The following is a 14,954-nucleotide window of genomic DNA, read 5'->3' as shown; positions in this document are numbered from 1 at the left end:
AGGTTAGGGACTGTGCCGGAGCGGCGCACCTGTACCGGGCCGTTCCGCTCCGGCATCCGCGAGCGGACTCCCACCGATGCAACGGTTCGGTGACCTTCTCCAACTCCTGCTCCTGCCCGGGGCGATGGGGTCGGCGGGTCGATGTGTGTGCATGCGGTGGACCCCAGTCGACCGACTGCGCATCTGGGGCGATGTGTGCGGCTTCGTCCAGGTGCGCCACGTGGCGCTGGACCACTCACGCCGTGCGACCGCCGGGCCCGCCCGCAAGGCATGTCGTGGTCTTTTGCCGTCCGTTGATCACTTCGGCTAGGTTCCGGTGGTCTCAATTCCCGACCTCAGGTAAGGGTCCCTCATGCGTACCAAACAGGCCGTCGCGGCCGCCGCCGCTCTCCTTGCCCTCATGGGCGCCTCGTCCTGCGCCGACGACGCGGGATCGTCCGGGGGCCAGAGCGGCCCGGTACCCGCCGCCAAGAACGGGGGGCAAGCGGGAGGTGGCTCGGATGGTGACGGCACTGCGGGCGCGAGCGGCGGGGCGGAAGCCCAGCTCGCCAAGGTGGCCGGTACGGACGAGCTGATACGGCTGATCAGCAACGTCACGACCTGCACGTCCGCCTCCACGAACCCCAAGGACACGACCTTCAGCGACGTCGACGCCGCCTCCGAGGACGCCGCTGCCGACATGGCGAAGACGAACGCCGAGTGGGGCATCAAGGAACGGGTCACCTGCGACGGGAGAGACGCCAGCGCCAACGGTCACGAACTGCTCGTCGTCAGCGACATGGCCCGCTTCGAAGCCGCCTTCAAGGCACGCCAGGCAGCGAAGCTCGCCGCGGGCGAGGGCGACACGCGAACCCGCTGGTTCATCGGCCAGAACTTCGCCGCCCGGATCTTCGCGACCGACAGCGACGAGAGAGAGATGCTGTCCCTCGGCACACTCGGCTTGAACTGCGCGCCCCACTACGCGGCTACGCCGCAGTCCACCACCCAGCCGGCCATCGTCAAGGGCTGCATCCTGACCAACTACGTCGACGCCTGACGAACAGTCGGTCGGAGCGGCTGACGGCCCGGTCACGTGAGGGTGGGGAGCCCCCGGTAGGAGCCCCCGGTATGGGAGGCTCACCCGTTGGCCATCGGCCGGGGATTGTTGGATTGTCGCGCGACGGTGGCGGCCCTCCGCCCGTCTGAGGACCCGGGCGTAGGGTCTGTGCCGGACGCCAGTAGCAGTGCACTCTCGAAGATCTCCGCCCGCCCGCATCCCGGACAAGCCGCCGACACGGCCCCTGACGGCACGGCGACCCGGACCTCCACATCCGTCAGAACCAGCTGATCGACCTTCACCGCGACACCCGGCGGAGAAGATCCCCGACCTGAACGCCACCCATCACACTGGAGAGTTGCCCAACTACCCCCAAAATAGCGACAGATCCGTTCTCTGGGGTTGACCCGACGACCGTGTCCGCGCGCACCTCGGCGGCCCGGTCACGCAGGAACGCGTCGCCGCCCGGCAGAGCAGCTACCCGAAGACGCCCGGCACCTGGACCGTCGTATGCGTCACCGATCACCGATCACCGATCACCGATCACCGATCACCGGCCGATCGGCCTGGTGACCATCGAGTAGAAGTCCTGGACGCTGCACACCGCGCCCAGGACCAGCGGCGGCACGAAGCTGTCCAGGCCGCCCACCGCGCCCACGATGCAGGTGACACTGCCCACCTGTGGTTGCTGTGGCACCCGAGACAGCAGGGTGAAGATGCTGCCTCGCCGTGGCCGGCCCGGCCGCGAGAGACAGCACACAGATCGCGCCCACCGGGTCCAGCGCCGGTTCGAAGGCGAGCCGGCTCACGCCCTCTTCGGCGCGGGCGTGTCGAGTGTTGAGTCCATGGCGCGGAAGACGTACGCCGTCATCGGGGCGGCAACCGGCCCGTCGCCCAGACGGGCCGTCATCTCTTCGATGATGGTGGCCCGGACGGCCGGCCCGTCTCCCCGCTCCTCGACGGCGGCGCGCACCGGGGTCCCGGTAAGGAATCCGGTGGCGAGGTCGGCGGTCGACGTGGCCCGGCCCTCCAACGTCAGCTCCTGCTCGTCCTCGACGGCGAAGCCCGCGGCCGCCAGGTCTGCGACCACAACGGCGGGGTCGCAGTAGCCGTGAGGGACCGTGGGGAGGAACTGTGGCGGGTCGGCCGGGAAGGCCCGTTCCAGCCCCGCCTGTACCGCGGCGCCGAAGGCGTGTGTCTCGAGCGGGCCCCAGGTGTTGAACAGGAACCGGCCGCCCCGGGCCAGCACCCGACGAGCCTCGGTGAAGGCCGCGACCCGGTCAGGGAAGAACATCACGCCGAATTGGCAGACCACCAGGTCGAAGGCTCCGTCCGGGAACGGCAACCCCTGCGCGTCGGCCTGCCGCCACGTTGCGCCGGGGGCCCGGGTCGACCCGAAGACGACCATGGCCTCGTTCAGGTCGGTGGCCGTCACTTCGCCCGACGGTGCCGCCGCGAGCAGGAGCGACGTCAAAGCGCCGGTACCCGCAGCCAGTTCGAGGATACGCCGAGGACGGAGTGTCGCGGCTCGGGTGGCCAGGTCCTCGGCGAAGGGCCGGAAGAGCACCGGCACCAGGTACTGCTCGTAGGCCGCCGGCATGGACTCGGACCACCGCCGGTCGGCATCGCTTCCCGTCACAGCGGCAACAGTAACGTCGCCTCCAGAAAGCCCCACCCCCGCCGCGCCGTCCCACCGCGTGCCTCGGAGCCGACCTCGCCGACACCGACCCCACCTTGCTCACCAGAGAAGTCGATACCCTCCAGAGCCGGCTCGTCGGAAACCTGGACTGGCACCGCGCCACCGCGCACCTGCGATATCAGGATCACCGCGACCCGGGCGCCGGCCTGCGGATCCTACGCAGCCCGTTCGCACCTCAACCTGCCGGCCTCTGACCCCGACGAGGGGTGACGGCACCGTGTGGGGGAGCGTATCGGGTGCCGGCCAGTTCGTGGCGACGCCGATGCTGTCGGTCGGGGACAGCCCGCGCGGCCACTACGGCCCCGGCGATTCCGTCGGGTTCGAGGTAACCCTCGTGGCCGGTCTCGGGGCGGGGAGCGCCGACGGATCATGGCCGGAGCAGGCCGGCGTCGACAGCGGCTATCCGGTGCGTCTTCAGGACGACGACGACCTCCGCGTAGCAGCCGGCGGCGCCGTCGCAATTCCCGTGAACGCCACCGCCCATCCGGTCAAGCCGGGTCCCGAGCGCTTTCCGCCTGGGCGTCGGCCGCATCATCTACGGCCCGCTGCTCCAGTTCGCAAAGACGGATGCGACGAAGGACATGCTCGGACCGTGGGCGGCCTGAAGAGTTGATCGAGCGACGGGTGCGGCTCTTGGAGAAGGGCGCACCCGAGCTCCAATGCCGGCCACTCGGTAGCTCGGCCTGTGCGGGCGGTGAGCTGGGAGAGCCTGGGTACGCCCAGGAAGAAGGGCGACTCCTTCTACCCTCGCCGGCCTTCGCATAAGGCCTGGGGCACAGGTGACCGGTCAGACGCTCCGGGCCTGCCAACTGCCCGCTATCTATTGCCCGATGACGGGTGACTGGGGTCGACGACCCCGTGCCCTGGGCGTAGGGCGTGATCTTCGAGCCGTCTGGTGCCGGCCGCTCCTCTGCTGTGGCGGGATGCTGTCCGGTGCTTTCGACAAGCGACTGCATCCTTTGGCCTACCGTGTTCTCGGTCCTGTGGAGGATGATCTGGCGGCACTGCCGCGAGAGGGTTGATCCGTGCGAACAGCCATCGGATACACCGTCGAAAGCATCGGCTACGTCATAGGAGCCCAGGGGCTCGTCAGCTTCGCTTCGCAGACCCTCTTCGGTACGGAGTGGGGCTGGATGCACAAGGCCGTCGACCTTTCGTCCACCGCGTACCTCGGTGTCGTCGCCGTGGGGCTGGCGCTCATCGTTGGGGGTGTGAAGACGCGCAAGGCGCCCGAGCATCAGGAGGTCGCCTGACCGGCGGACCGCAGTCCGCGACTCCTACTCCGTGTCGTCGTAGTCGAAGCCCACAGATGGGATCTGGTTGCCCTTCTGGCTGTACGTCGGCGGCCAGTGAGCCCGCGTCGGACACTAAGCCGGTCCTCTCCAAACTCGCTATGCCCAAGACGGACCTCGCTGCGGCGAGAGCTGCGGATGGTCTGCCGGCCGAGCCTCCGGCTTCGCCGACGGTCTCGGCACCTTCTCGGGGCGAGTGCGCGCGCAGCACCGCGCCGAGTCGGATGTCGTTCACCCCGTCGGCCAAGGCCTGCGCTGCGGGGTGTGGTGGTCCATGAGGAGGTCGGCGATGTCAAGGTGGTCATCGCCTGGCCGGAGCGCCTGTACGTGGTCGAACCCGCTCCGCTGATCACCGTTGCCGAGAGGCTGGAGCGCAAGGGCGGCCGCGAGATGGTGGGCCGTTGCCCGACCAGGAAGGACGCCCAAGAGGCGGCGGACTGGCTGGTGGACCGCTTCTCCCGGCTGGTACCGGGGCTGCCGGTGGCCGCCGACATCGAGGTCGGCGGCGGCCAGTTCCTCCTCATCCTGTCCACCGACGGCCGCTGACCGGCGACCAGCCGCGCACACTCGTCTCGAGGCGGTGGCCAACCAACTGGCCGCCCCATGCTCCAAGACCTGGCCAATCAGCCGGTGAGCTCGGCGAACTGGCGCTGCACAAGTTCGTGGTTGATTCCCTCATGGATGGCACCGCATCGCCGCGACGGACGCTCTTATCTTTCACTTAGAAAATTCCCCTAGCGTCTCGTTCATGATGATGCAACGTGGTGCAGTGGGATCTGCTGTCCTTACGGCCGTGGCTTTGACGGCCATCGTCGGGGTGGCGGCCGCGGTTCCCGCCCCCGACAAAGCCGCCGCCTCGGTGTCCCATGGCAAGGTGACGGACAATCTGTACATGTCGCTCGGCGCATTCGAGGATGCCACGTCCGGCGAGGACCCGAGGGTCAAGGCCATGATTGACCGTACGGACATCGGCGGCGTACAGGTGGTGGCGCCCTGGAAAGCCCTTGAAGGGAATAAAGGAGAGTACGAGTGGTCGCGGCTGGACAATGCCCTGAAGTATCTCCAGGAACGTCACAAGAAGCTGTTCGTCCAGGTTCAGGATCGGTTCTTCGATGTAGCCGTGAAGGACGCGAACGTTCCCCAATATGTGAAGGACGAGGGCGGGGTCGCGCCGACGGTTGATGAGAACCCTGACAACCCCACCACGCATGGGGCCATGGCCGCGCAGTGGAACAAAGAGGTGCGAGCAGACTTCCAGGCCATGCTGACGGCAATGGCGGAGAAGTTCGACGGCAAGCTCGCCGGGGTGAACCTTCCGGAGACCGCGGTTGAGGTGGACACCAAGAAGGATCAGACCAAGTACACCTCGAAGTCGTACATCGATGCCGAGATCGACAACATGCGTCACGGCAAAAAGGTCTTCACCAAAACGCAGTTCATCCAGTACATCAACTTCCTGCCGGATGACGACGACCATCAGCGCATGAAGGAGATGTTCGACCTCGCCAAGGCCAAGAAGATCGGCATCGGAGGACCGGACACCCTGCCGGACCGGGAGTACCAGATGGAGAACTCCTACAAGTTCCTCCACGCATACAAGGATGCCCTGCCCCTCGTCGCGATGGCAGTCCAGGAACCCGACATCAACGCCAAGGACCCCAAGACCGGTAAGCCGTACACCCGCGAACGGTTCACGGACTTCGCCCACGACTACCTCGGTGCGCGCCACATGTTCTGGACCACCGAAGCGGACTGGCTGCAAAAGCCCCCGGCATGACACGTGCACGAGTGCGGCGACTCAGACGCGTGTGAGTGACCGATCGCTCCCAGAGGGGCACAATTTCGCGATGTGATCGCTACATGACCTATGGGAACTTCGCAACGGAGTCTTCAACGCCCTCAGAGCAACCGCGGGGCCGTTGGGGGTCAGGACGCCGGTAGCCGCCCCCCAGGAGCCAGGAGCCAGGAGCCAGGAGCCAGGAGTCGGAAGTCGGGAGTCGGGCGGCGCGACGCGGCAGAGCCCGTCTGACTGCCTGCGATTGGGCGAAGCCTGGTGGATCGCTGGGCGGATGCTCTTGTTCGGATCACGGCGTCGTTCCATGAACTCGGTGGGCGGCTGCTGAGCGGGGTGGAGGCCATGGGGGCGTGGACGAGCCGGCGTTTCTCCGAGAGGGACCGGGCGGAACGGCTGCGGGTTCGAGGGAGCCGGCAGCCGTTCAGTGGCTTCGGGCAAGGGGACACGAGGCGCTCTTCGACCTGCCCGGTGACCGAGAGGTGCGGGCAGTGTGAGATCAGTAGCGCTGGTCCTGAGGGCGTCCCAGGACCCGTCAGGGACCCCCTCCGTGGCGCTGAGCTGATCCCCTGCCGGGGGTGACCGAAGCTGCCGGTCAGGAAAGCTTCTGAGAGGTAGGAGAACTCAGGACGGTTCATCCGCGGCCACGGTAGGCACGCACAGTTGGGGCTGGAGTTGGAGCTGACGTCGGTGGGCCGAGTGCATCGTCGGGGTGCGTGAAGGCGGCGAGCAGGGAGGCCGTATTCTCCTGACGCTGGACAAGCGTCGATGCTGGGCCGCCGGAGCCGTTCCTGGCGTGTCGGCGCTCGGTTTCGCGTCCGGAGCCCGACCAATGATCAGGAGGCTGACCGGTGATCACTTTGCCCGCCATCGTGGGAGTGGCCATGATCGAACTGGGCATGGCCCTGACCCCGGGACCCAACATGATCCACCTCGCCTCCCGCGCGATCACCCAAGGGCGCAGGGCGGGCCTGGTGAGCCTCAGTGGGACCGCTGTGGGATTCGTGTGCTACCTGCTGGCCGCAGCCGCGGGCCTGTCGGCGTTGTTCGCCGCCGTGCCGCTGGCCTTCCTGGTGGTCAAGCTTGCCGGTGCCGCCTACCTGGCCTACCTCGCATGGGGCATGCTCAAGCCCGGTGGTCGCTCGCCCTTCGATCCGGACCCGGACCTGGCCCCTGTGTCCGACGCCCGCCTGTTCTCGATGGGCCTGCTGACGAACCTGCTCAACCCCAAGATCGCTCTGATGTATGCCGCTCTCCTGCCGCAGTTCCTGGACCCACAGGCAGGACCCGCCTGGGGGCAACTGCTCCAGCTCGGCGGGGTGCAGATTGTCGTGGGGGTCTCCGTGAACGCTCTGATCATGCTGGGCGCGGCACGCGTCTCCGGGTTTCTCACCGCCCGGCCACGTGCCATGACTGCCCAGCGACTCACCGCCGGCGGCCTCCTCGGCGCGTTCGCGCTGCGCACCGCGCTCTCCCGTACCCCCGTCTCCGCCTGAAACCGGCAGCGGTCACCGTGACGCCAGGCTGGGGCTGCCGGCGTGGACTTGATCGGACAGAAGGTCGTGAGAGCCCTGTCATCGGCCGCAGAGAGGGCCGTGGGAGAGATTCGAAGCCTGACCCACCAGCCTCCACCCTGCGCGCCGGCCGCCGCACCCCCCACGCTCGATCCTCGGCATCCCGAAGCAGCTGCGACGTTCCCTGAGCTGGGACCGAGGCCGGGCGATGGCCGAGCACCGAGATCTCACCGCGGCCACGGGTGTTTTTCGTCTGTTTCTGCAAGCCCCGCAGCCCCTGGAAGCGCGGGATCAACGAAAAACACGAACCGACCCCTGAGGCAGTACCTGCCCAACGGCGCCCTCGGCCGGTGATCGGTAACCAAGGATCTCGCGGGGGCGGTTGTCAAGTTCCTCGGCGATGATGTTCAAGGGCTGCGAGAAGCTTCGAGGGGCTTGCTCCTGTGTCTCCGGGGAGTGAACCCGCGTTGCGCAGACACGTTCACACGTCGCGTTGGCGTACGACGACCACCGCGAGACCGACCGCGACCAGCGGCCAGAGGGCGTACACGGTCCAGGAGCCGGAGAGCGTGGCCGTGTAGCCCAGAGATCCGGGGTCCGGCTCCCAGGTTTGGGCCAGACGAGCCCAGGCGGCCGACACCATCGTGTGTCTGACGTCCGCCGACCAGCGGTTGCTCTCCGAGAACATGGTGGGCAGCATCAGCAGAGTGAAGACGCTGGTGAGCATGGTCCCGGCGGCGTGCCGGAGCAGAACGCCGAGGCCCAGACCGACTTGCCGGCTCCGTTGGGGCCGAGGATCGGCGACGCGCTGATCGCCCCAAGTGTCACGCGCCGTCTGATCGCGGACTTCGCCGGGCGCCCCGAAACAGCCCCGGCACGCTCCCCACGGCTGGTCGAGGGCATCACCGACCGGGAACGGGAAGTCCTGACCCTGGTCGGGCGCGGCAGGTCGAACACCGAGATCGCAGAGGACCTCTTCCTCACAGTGGCCACCGCCAAATCGCACCTGTCGCGCCTGCTCACCAAACTGGGGGCCCGGGACCGGGTTCAGCTCGTGATCACCGCCTATGAGGCGGGGCTCGTCACGCTCCCCGACTGAGCGCGTCTGACAACGACCCCGGTTCCTGATCCGTTCCTCGCGCAGCCCTGCCGCCGCCTCCGGCGGGGGGCGGCTCAGGACTGTGTGACGCACTGTGGTCGGGGTGACTCTGGACCAGGGTGCCTCGTCGTGATTGCTTCGAGGTGCTGGGCTACTCGGTGTGCAGCACCGTCGCGATGGTGGTGCGGGCCGCTGCCCGGGCAGGGACGAGGGCGCCGAGGACGGCGATCGTCACGCCCGCCAGGAACATCGCGGCAAGTTGTGGGGCGTGCCAGACGTCCTTCATGTAGGCGGGGAAGTCGATCACGCCGATGTGGTCCACGACGAGGCGATGGGCCACGATTCCAAGCGGGATCCCGAGCACTGCACCGATCGCGCCGAGTCCGGCGACCGAGGTCACCGTCATCAGGATGACCTGCCGGGGCGTCATTCCGATGGACTTGAGCATGCCCAGATCCCGGCGCCGTTCGCGGGTGTTGAGGAGGACGGTGTTGAAGACGCCCAGCGAGGCGACGAGGGTCAGCAGCACGGTGAACACGGTGGAGAAGGCGATGACGGTGGCGGTACCCGCGCTGCCGGGGTCCAGTACGGACGCGTGCAGGGCCGGGTCGAGTTTCCCGGCCGCCTCCGCGTAGGCGCGGGCGTCGGCGCCCGGGGCGAGACGGACCGTGTACTCGGTGGCATGTGTGTCCGGGGCGAGCCGGGTCAGGGTCTCCCATGTGGACTCCAGGGCGCGGGCGTTGCCCTCGATGACCTGGCCCACGACGGTAGCGGGGATCTTCCTGCCGTTCAGTTCGAGAGTGGTCCGGTCGCCGATCTCCAGGCCGCGCTGGGTGAGGAAGGCGGGGCCGGCCACGATCTCGCCGACGGCGTGCGGGGCCCGGCCCCGGACGATGCTGTGCTCGTACACGGAGTTGTCGCCGCGGTAGAAATCGGCGAAGACGGACTGGTTCTGGCCGGTCATGTTCGCCTGGGACAGTGCGCGGGCCCGTACCCCCCGGGCACCCGGCAGGGCGCTCAGCCGTGCCTCGATCTCCTGGTCACTGAGGCGGGGTGCCGTACGGTCGTCGGCGGATCCGCCGGTGGTGACCTGGATGCGGGCGCCGCCGTCCTCCTTGCCGATGTTGCCGTACGCCACCAGGGTGCTGGTCAGTCCGGTCGACAGGGTGACCGTGGTGACGCCGAGGACGATGGCCGCCAGGGTCAGCAGGGTGCGGGCGGGGCGGGCGAAGGGCTGGCCCAGGCCCAGGCTGACCGGGCGCGGCAGCCGGGTGGAGCCGAGCAGTCGCTGGACGCGCAGCCCGCGCCCGGTCCTCGGTGCGCCGCCGGCGCTGATGGCCCGGGCGGCGGGCAGCCGGTGCGCCCGCAGGGCCGGCACCAGAGCGGCGAGGAGGACCAGGGCGGGCATGCCCACCAGGCAGACGACGGACAGCCAAGGGCTGACCTCGCCGACCGTGGCCCGGCCGACCTCGATGCCGGTGAAGGCGACCTTCATGATCGGCCCGGCCAGTGCGTTGCCGGCCAAGGTGCCCAGGACGCAGCCCGCCACAGCCGGTATGGAAAGCATCGTCAGGTACACGGCGACGACCTGGTTGGGGGTGAAGCCCAGGGCCTTGAGGACCCCGATGTGCCGGTATCCGGAGACGACCGCCCCGCTGACCACATTGCCGACGATCAGGACGGAGACCATGAGCCCGAGGATGCCGAAGAGGGTCATGAACGGGAGGTAGGAGTCGGCCAGCGCGGAGAAGGCCTGCTTGAGGACGAGGTGGGTCTGCGCGCCGGTGAGGGCCTCCTCGGGGAGCCCTGTGGTGGCCCGCGAAAGCGAGGCTCTCAGCTGGGCTTCGGTCGAGGAGTCGGTGAAGCGGTAGAGCATCTGGCCTGAGGTGGGGTGCAGTTGGGTCATCTGGGCGGGTGAGACCCAGGCGCTCGCCGACTTGCTCATACTGGTGGCGAATCCGACGACGGTCAGCGTCGCTCCGCCGGGCGTCTTCAGCTCCGTACCGAGGTACTCGGTACCGGGAGAGCCCTGGGCCGACCAGTTGACGACGATCTCGCCGGGTGCGGTGGCCCAGTGGCCCTCCAGCAGATCGATCCGGTCCACCGCGCCCCCCGGGTCGGCCCGGCCCACCACGGTGAGGGAGCCGCCCGCCATCCACAGCCAATTCGTGGGGATGTCGACGACGGCCTGGCCGAACGGCCCGGCGGCGGCCTCCACCCCCGGCCGCTTCGCGGTCCCTGCCAACTGCTCGGGGGTGACCTTCGTGGTGTCGAAGGACGCCGCAGTGTGCGCGCCGCGCTGTTCGGCGTACGCCTTGTCGAAAGGGCTGGAGGCGGCGGTCAGCAGGGACAGCGCCAGCAGGACGGTCATGGTGGAGCAGAGCACCACCAGCCCGATCACAAAGGTCTGGACCCGGCGGCGCTTGACCGCCGCGCGCGAGGCTCTCCACACGGCCCTCATGCGGACACCTCCAGCGTGCTCTCGCGGGCGACGCGGCCATCGGCGACCTCCACCAGCCGGCTGGCGCAGCGGGTGGCCAGCTGCGGGTCATGGGTGACGATCAACAGGGTCTGGCCGATCTGGTTCAGATCGATCAGCAGGTCCATCACCTGCTCGCCCGCCCGGCTGTCCAGTGCGCCGGTCGGCTCGTCCGCGAGGAGCAGGGCCGGACGGTTCATCAATGCCCGCGCGACGGCGACGCGTTGGCGCTCGCCGCCGCTGAGCGTCGCAGGGTAGTTGTTGCGGCGTGAGGCGACGCCCAGTTCGTCCAGCAGCTCCAAGGCCCGGCGGCGCGCCTGCTTGGCCGGGGCGCCGGTCAGCTGCGCGGCCAGCGCCACGTTGTCCAGGACGGGCAGGTCGTCGATGAGGTTGAAGAACTGGAAGATCATGCCTACGTTCCGCCGCCGGAACAGCGCCAGGCCCGTCTCGTTCAGCCCGCCCAAGTCGTGGCCCTGTACCTCGACCGTGCCCGACGTCGGCCGGTCCAGACCGGCCACCATGTTGAGCAGGGTGGACTTGCCGCAGCCGGAGGGGCCCATCACCGCGACCGCCTCGCCCGCCCGGATCTCCAGCGACAGCCCGTCCAGGGCCTTCGCGTCGCCGAACTCCTTGTGTACGCCGTCCAGCCGCACCACCGTCGGCCGGGCACCATCGTGATCGTTTCTCATGCCCCGAAATCTAGGCCGGTGGCGGGTGCGCAACATCGGCCCCCGTATGTATCCGTTCGCGCGGGTCATCCTGGCGATGTACGAAGCCGCGGCCTCAGCCTGCGAAGATGATCGCGTGGGGGAATCGTGGACGATCGGGCTGCTCATCGCCCTGGTGGCGGCAGTTGGCGTTGCAGGGTGGCTGTACGCGACCGCGGCGCGGGAGCGGCGTAAGTACCGCAAGGCCATCGAGGAACGCGGCTGGCTGCTGGAACGCGAGCGCGAGAGCGCGACGCAGGCCGCCATCGGTGCCGAACGGGCGCGGATAGCAGCCGAGTTGCATGACATCGTCAGCCACAACGTGAGCGTCATGGTGGTCCAGGCAGGCGCCGCCCGCGAGGTGCTGACGACCCTGCCCGAGGCGGCGGCGGCCGCGATGAGCGCCGTGGAGAGCGCCGGACGCACCACCATGACCGAGCTGCGTCACCTGCTCGGCCTCCTCGCCCCCGCACAGGACGGCGAGGACGAGCCCTACGACGTGGACCTGTCGCCGCAGCCCAGCCTGAGCCGGCTCACCCCGCTCATCGACAAGATCGCCTTCGCCGGGCTGCCCGTCGAGGTGCGGATCTCCGGCGAACCGCGCCGGCTGCCGACCGGGATCGACGTCACCGCCTACCGGATCGTCCAGGAGGCCCTGACCAATGCCCTCAAGCACGGCGACGGAGCGAAGGCCGAAGTGACGGTGCGCTACGCGGACAACTCCCTGCGCGTCGAGGTGCTCAACAGCGGCCCGAGCGTGCTGTCGGGCACGGCGCCCGCCCCGACGGAGCCGGCCAAGAAACGAGCGGACGGCGCCGGACGCGGACTGCTCGGTCTGCGCGAACGGGTGTCCGTCTACGGCGGCGACCTCGACGCCCGTCGTCGCCTCGGCGGCGGCTACCGCGTCCGCGCCCGCATCCCCCTGGACCGCCCGTGACCACGCCCACCGCACCCGCCCCGCGTGTGGTGATCGCCGATGACCAGGAACTGTTGCGCACCGGGTTCCGCATGATCCTCACCGCCCGCGGCATCGACGTGGTGGGCGAAGCCTCCGACGGGGTCGAGGCCGTCATCGCTGTACGGGAACTGCGGCCCGACGTCGTGTTGATGGACATCCGCATGCCGAACATGGACGGCCTGGAGGCCACCCGCCGCGTCCTTGCCCAGGCCCCGGACTGCCGGGTGATCATGCTGACCACCTTCGACCTCGACTCGTACGTCTACGCCGCCCTCGCTGCCGGAGCCAGCGGCTTCCTCCTCAAGGACGTCACCCCCGCGCACCTGGCCTCCGCCGTACGCCTCGTCGACACCGGCGACGCCCTCCTCGCACCCACGATCACCCGCCGCCTCGTGGAACGCTTCGCCGTTGGCTCCCCGGCAGCCGAACCGGGGCCCCGCACCGGCACCACGATTCCCGCCGTCCACCGCGACCTTGCCGCCCTGACGCCACGCGAACACGAAGTGCTCACACTCATGGGCCGGGGGCTGTCCAACGCCGAACTCGCCCGGCACCTCACGCTCAGTGAAGCGACCGTGAAGACCCACGTCGCCCGGATCTTCGCCAAGCTGAACCTGCGCGACCGCGCCCAGGCCGTCGTCCTCGCCTACGAAACCGGACTCGTCGCACCGGGCGACACCAGCAGCGGACCGCCCTCAGGCAACACTCGATGAACTGCATCAACGTCCTTTGCTCCCTCGAAACAGCAGAGGGTTCCAGAGCATCCGGATTGCACAGAGGCTGACTAGCCGGCGTGCGCGGATGCGGAATGTCATGGTGGCCTTGTTCACGAGAACGGGTTCTGGCACAGAGGTTTTGGCAACCGCCCCGGCCGTCCGCGACGCGGTCCGCGCCTGCAGCCCGCGAACGTTGCGCCCGCCTCAGGGCCGAACGCGCTTCCCGTAGCCGGCAGTACTGCTCGTGTTCCCCGGCCGGATACGCGTCCCGCGCTGACGGGTCGGCGAACCACCGCCAGACGACGGGCCCAGACACGTTCATCACCGACTACCAACGCGCTCTCGAACCCGACTGCCCCGCCCCCTCGACAGCCGTTCCTGGCTCACCGGTGACGCACCATGGCCCGGCTTGGGGCTGCTTCCGTCTTCCAGGAGCGCGCCAGTGTCCGGCGCCGTCGCCGCGATGCGCCCCGATCTCGTGCGCGGTGTGGGGTGAGCGGGCCGCCGGTTCGCCTTCGCGCCGGTTGGGGCACCCGTGGACCTCGACTGCCAGGCACTCCATGCCCCGGAGGGCGACGTCGTGAAGGCGGGGTAATCATCGTCATCCAAACGACCGGCGGGCCTTGCCCAGCGCTTCAGCGTCAGCCCCCGCTGACTCAAAGCAAAGCCATCAGGCAGTGTCGGCCTGAACCTGTGGTCCAGGCCGACGCCGCAGGCCAGGGGCTGTCCGATGGGTCGTGTGACGCTCCCGCTGGGCAGTCGTTCCGTGGGACATGGGGCGGGGAGATCTTTCGGATGAGGAGTGGGCTCGGCTGGAGCCGCACTTGCCGGTGAATCGCGGGCGGGGTGGACGCCGGCAATGCCACCTTCGTGTGATCAATGGGATTCTGTTCCGGCAGCGGACCGGTCTCCCCTGGCGGGACCTGCCTCCCTGCTTCGGTGCCCGGCAGAGCCTCACCGGTGACGCTGACAAGGACCGTGCCACGGCGCTGGACGTTCGTGGTGCTCAATGCGCTCTTCTTCCGCCCGGGGCGCCGGGCCCCTCAGGGCTCCCCGCCCTGGCGCGGCGTTCCCCTGGGCGGGTGCGAGGCTCGCTGGCGCTCCGACACTTGCCCTTGGTGGCGCTGCGGGGCCGTTCAGTTGTCGGTGCAGCGCTTGCTGTTGATCGCGGTCTCGGCGCCCTTGTCGTAGCCGGACTGCCAGTTCGGGTCCGGGGCGAGGTTCTTCGGCGGGTTCTTCTCGCAGGTGGCCAGGGTGTCCCTGAGTCCCTGCTGGAAACCCGCCCGGTATTGCTCCTGTGCCTTCTCCTGGTCGGCTTCGCCTGCACCTCCGCTTCCGGTGCAAGGGACGGGCTGGCCCCCGGCCGGCGTCACCGTGTAGTCGCCTGTCGGCTGGCCGCCGGTATAGAGCAAACGGTTGCTGTTGAACACATTGACCTTGTCGGATTTCCCGGTGGCCGTGTTCGTGATCACAACATCGCCGCTGAAGCCGCGGAGGTCGAATGCGACCGTTCCGGGCATCACGGTGTTCGGTACGACCTGGCAGGACGCCGCGGGAACAGCGTCCGGAATGGTTCGTGCGAACGCGGCCGGCCCGATGGCGAGCGAGGAGACGATCAAGGGAGGAGCCGCCATCAGGCACCGGATTCGGTAGCTGCGCATG

At 68.8% G+C, this 14,954-nt stretch carries 11 protein-coding genes and 5 pseudogenes; 10 read left to right on the top strand and 6 right to left on the bottom strand.

The genetic code is table 11. The features are described 5' to 3' along the window. Window positions 1-352: 352 nt before the first annotated feature. Window positions 353-1,036, top strand: coding sequence for a hypothetical protein (locus ACIRO3_RS23460; RefSeq protein ID WP_404139756.1), 684 nt, complete (start codon window positions 353-355; stop codon window positions 1,034-1,036). A 574-nt stretch (window positions 1,037-1,610) separates the two neighbouring features. Here ACIRO3_RS23460 and ACIRO3_RS23455 read toward each other — a convergent pair. Both ACIRO3_RS23455 and ACIRO3_RS23450 read right to left on the bottom strand, forming a co-directional pair. Beyond that, window positions 1,611-1,833 (bottom strand): annotated as a pseudogene (locus tag ACIRO3_RS23455) (MFS transporter); the annotation flags it as partial. Between the two features lie 8 nt (window positions 1,834-1,841). Further along, a complete protein-coding gene (locus ACIRO3_RS23450; protein WP_404140279.1) occupies window positions 1,842-2,636 on the bottom strand; it encodes a class I SAM-dependent methyltransferase in 795 nt (264 codons plus the stop codon). A gap of 475 nt (window positions 2,637-3,111) precedes the next feature. Here ACIRO3_RS23450 and ACIRO3_RS23445 point away from each other — a divergent pair. The 5 genes and pseudogenes from ACIRO3_RS23445 to ACIRO3_RS23425 form a co-directional block, all read left to right on the top strand. Further along, window positions 3,112-3,340 (top strand): annotated as a pseudogene (locus tag ACIRO3_RS23445) (isocitrate lyase/phosphoenolpyruvate mutase family protein); the annotation flags it as partial. A 420-nt stretch (window positions 3,341-3,760) separates the two neighbouring features. Continuing rightward, window positions 3,761-3,988, top strand: coding sequence for a hypothetical protein (locus ACIRO3_RS23440; RefSeq protein ID WP_404139753.1), 228 nt, complete (start codon window positions 3,761-3,763; stop codon window positions 3,986-3,988). Window positions 3,989-4,312: 324 nt separating this feature from the next. Then, a pseudogene (locus ACIRO3_RS23435) lies at window positions 4,313-4,573 on the top strand (hypothetical protein); the annotation flags it as partial. Window positions 4,574-4,820: 247 nt separating this feature from the next. Continuing rightward, window positions 4,821-5,804: a hypothetical protein gene (locus ACIRO3_RS23430; RefSeq protein WP_404139750.1), complete on the top strand. Its 984-nt coding sequence runs from the start codon at window positions 4,821-4,823 to the stop codon at window positions 5,802-5,804. Between the two features lie 866 nt (window positions 5,805-6,670). Further along, entirely contained in the window at window positions 6,671-7,315 is a 645-nt protein-coding gene (locus ACIRO3_RS23425; RefSeq protein WP_361772191.1) for a LysE family translocator, read from the top strand. Window positions 7,316-7,814: 499 nt separating this feature from the next. Here ACIRO3_RS23425 and ACIRO3_RS23420 read toward each other — a convergent pair whose 3' ends face one another. Then, window positions 7,815-8,060 carry a hypothetical protein gene (locus tag ACIRO3_RS23420; protein ID WP_404139747.1) on the bottom strand — a complete coding sequence of 82 codons (246 nt, stop codon included), beginning with the start codon at window positions 8,058-8,060 and terminating at the stop codon, window positions 7,815-7,817. A gap of 72 nt (window positions 8,061-8,132) precedes the next feature. Here ACIRO3_RS23420 and ACIRO3_RS23415 point away from each other — a divergent pair. Beyond that, window positions 8,133-8,432: pseudogene (locus ACIRO3_RS23415) on the top strand (response regulator transcription factor); the annotation flags it as partial. A 151-nt stretch (window positions 8,433-8,583) separates the two neighbouring features. Here the strand turns inward: ACIRO3_RS23415 and ACIRO3_RS23410 are convergent. Continuing rightward, a complete protein-coding gene (locus ACIRO3_RS23410) occupies window positions 8,584-10,893 on the bottom strand; it encodes an FtsX-like permease family protein (RefSeq protein WP_404139744.1) in 2,310 nt (769 codons plus the stop codon). Then, window positions 10,890-11,600 (bottom strand): ABC transporter ATP-binding protein, encoded by a 711-nt coding sequence (locus ACIRO3_RS23405; protein ID WP_404139741.1) that lies wholly within the window; start codon window positions 11,598-11,600, stop codon window positions 10,890-10,892. The genes ACIRO3_RS23410 and ACIRO3_RS23405 overlap by 4 nt, the downstream gene beginning before the upstream one ends. A gap of 115 nt (window positions 11,601-11,715) precedes the next feature. Between ACIRO3_RS23405 and ACIRO3_RS23400 the strand changes: the two genes are divergently transcribed. The 3 genes and pseudogenes from ACIRO3_RS23400 to ACIRO3_RS23390 all read left to right on the top strand — a co-directional run. Beyond that, a complete protein-coding gene (locus ACIRO3_RS23400) occupies window positions 11,716-12,555 on the top strand; it encodes a sensor histidine kinase (protein WP_404139738.1) in 840 nt (279 codons plus the stop codon). After that, window positions 12,552-13,289 (top strand): response regulator, encoded by a 738-nt coding sequence (locus tag ACIRO3_RS23395; RefSeq protein ID WP_404139735.1) that lies wholly within the window; start codon window positions 12,552-12,554, stop codon window positions 13,287-13,289. Before ACIRO3_RS23400 ends, ACIRO3_RS23395 begins: the two co-directional genes overlap by 4 nt. 776 nt (window positions 13,290-14,065) lie before the next feature. Continuing rightward, a pseudogene (locus ACIRO3_RS23390) lies at window positions 14,066-14,236 on the top strand (transposase); the annotation flags it as partial. 192 nt (window positions 14,237-14,428) lie between these two features. Here the strand turns inward: ACIRO3_RS23390 and ACIRO3_RS23385 are convergent. Beyond that, on the bottom strand, window positions 14,429-14,953 hold the full coding sequence (locus ACIRO3_RS23385) for a hypothetical protein (RefSeq protein ID WP_404139732.1): 525 nt from the start codon (window positions 14,951-14,953) through the stop codon (window positions 14,429-14,431). Between the last annotated feature and the right edge of the window lies 1 nt (window position 14,954).

This window comes from Streptomyces sp. NPDC102278 (assembly GCF_044766345.1).
Classification (GTDB): domain Bacteria; phylum Actinomycetota; class Actinomycetes; order Streptomycetales; family Streptomycetaceae; genus Streptomyces.
Note: the sequence above shows the minus strand (reverse complement) of the source record. Positions and strands in the feature narration are given on the sequence as shown.

What these genes read in the sequence shown, in the direction of transcription:
- ACIRO3_RS23410 (WP_404139744.1), bottom strand. Translation starts at nt 10,893, where the DNA reads ATGAGGGCCGTGTGGAGAGCCTCGCGCGCGGCGGTCAAGCGCCGCCGG.
- ACIRO3_RS23420 (WP_404139747.1), bottom strand. Translation starts at nt 8,060, where the DNA reads ATGCTCACCAGCGTCTTCACTCTGCTGATGCTGCCCACCATGTTCTCG.
- ACIRO3_RS23405 (WP_404139741.1), bottom strand. Translation starts at nt 11,600, where the DNA reads ATGAGAAACGATCACGATGGTGCCCGGCCGACGGTGGTGCGGCTGGAC.
- ACIRO3_RS23460 (WP_404139756.1), top strand. Translation starts at nt 353, where the DNA reads ATGCGTACCAAACAGGCCGTCGCGGCCGCCGCCGCTCTCCTTGCCCTC.
- ACIRO3_RS23385 (WP_404139732.1), bottom strand. Translation starts at nt 14,953, where the DNA reads ATGCGCAGCTACCGAATCCGGTGCCTGATGGCGGCTCCTCCCTTGATC.
- ACIRO3_RS23450 (WP_404140279.1), bottom strand. Translation starts at nt 2,636, where the DNA reads ATGCCGGCGGCCTACGAGCAGTACCTGGTGCCGGTGCTCTTCCGGCCC.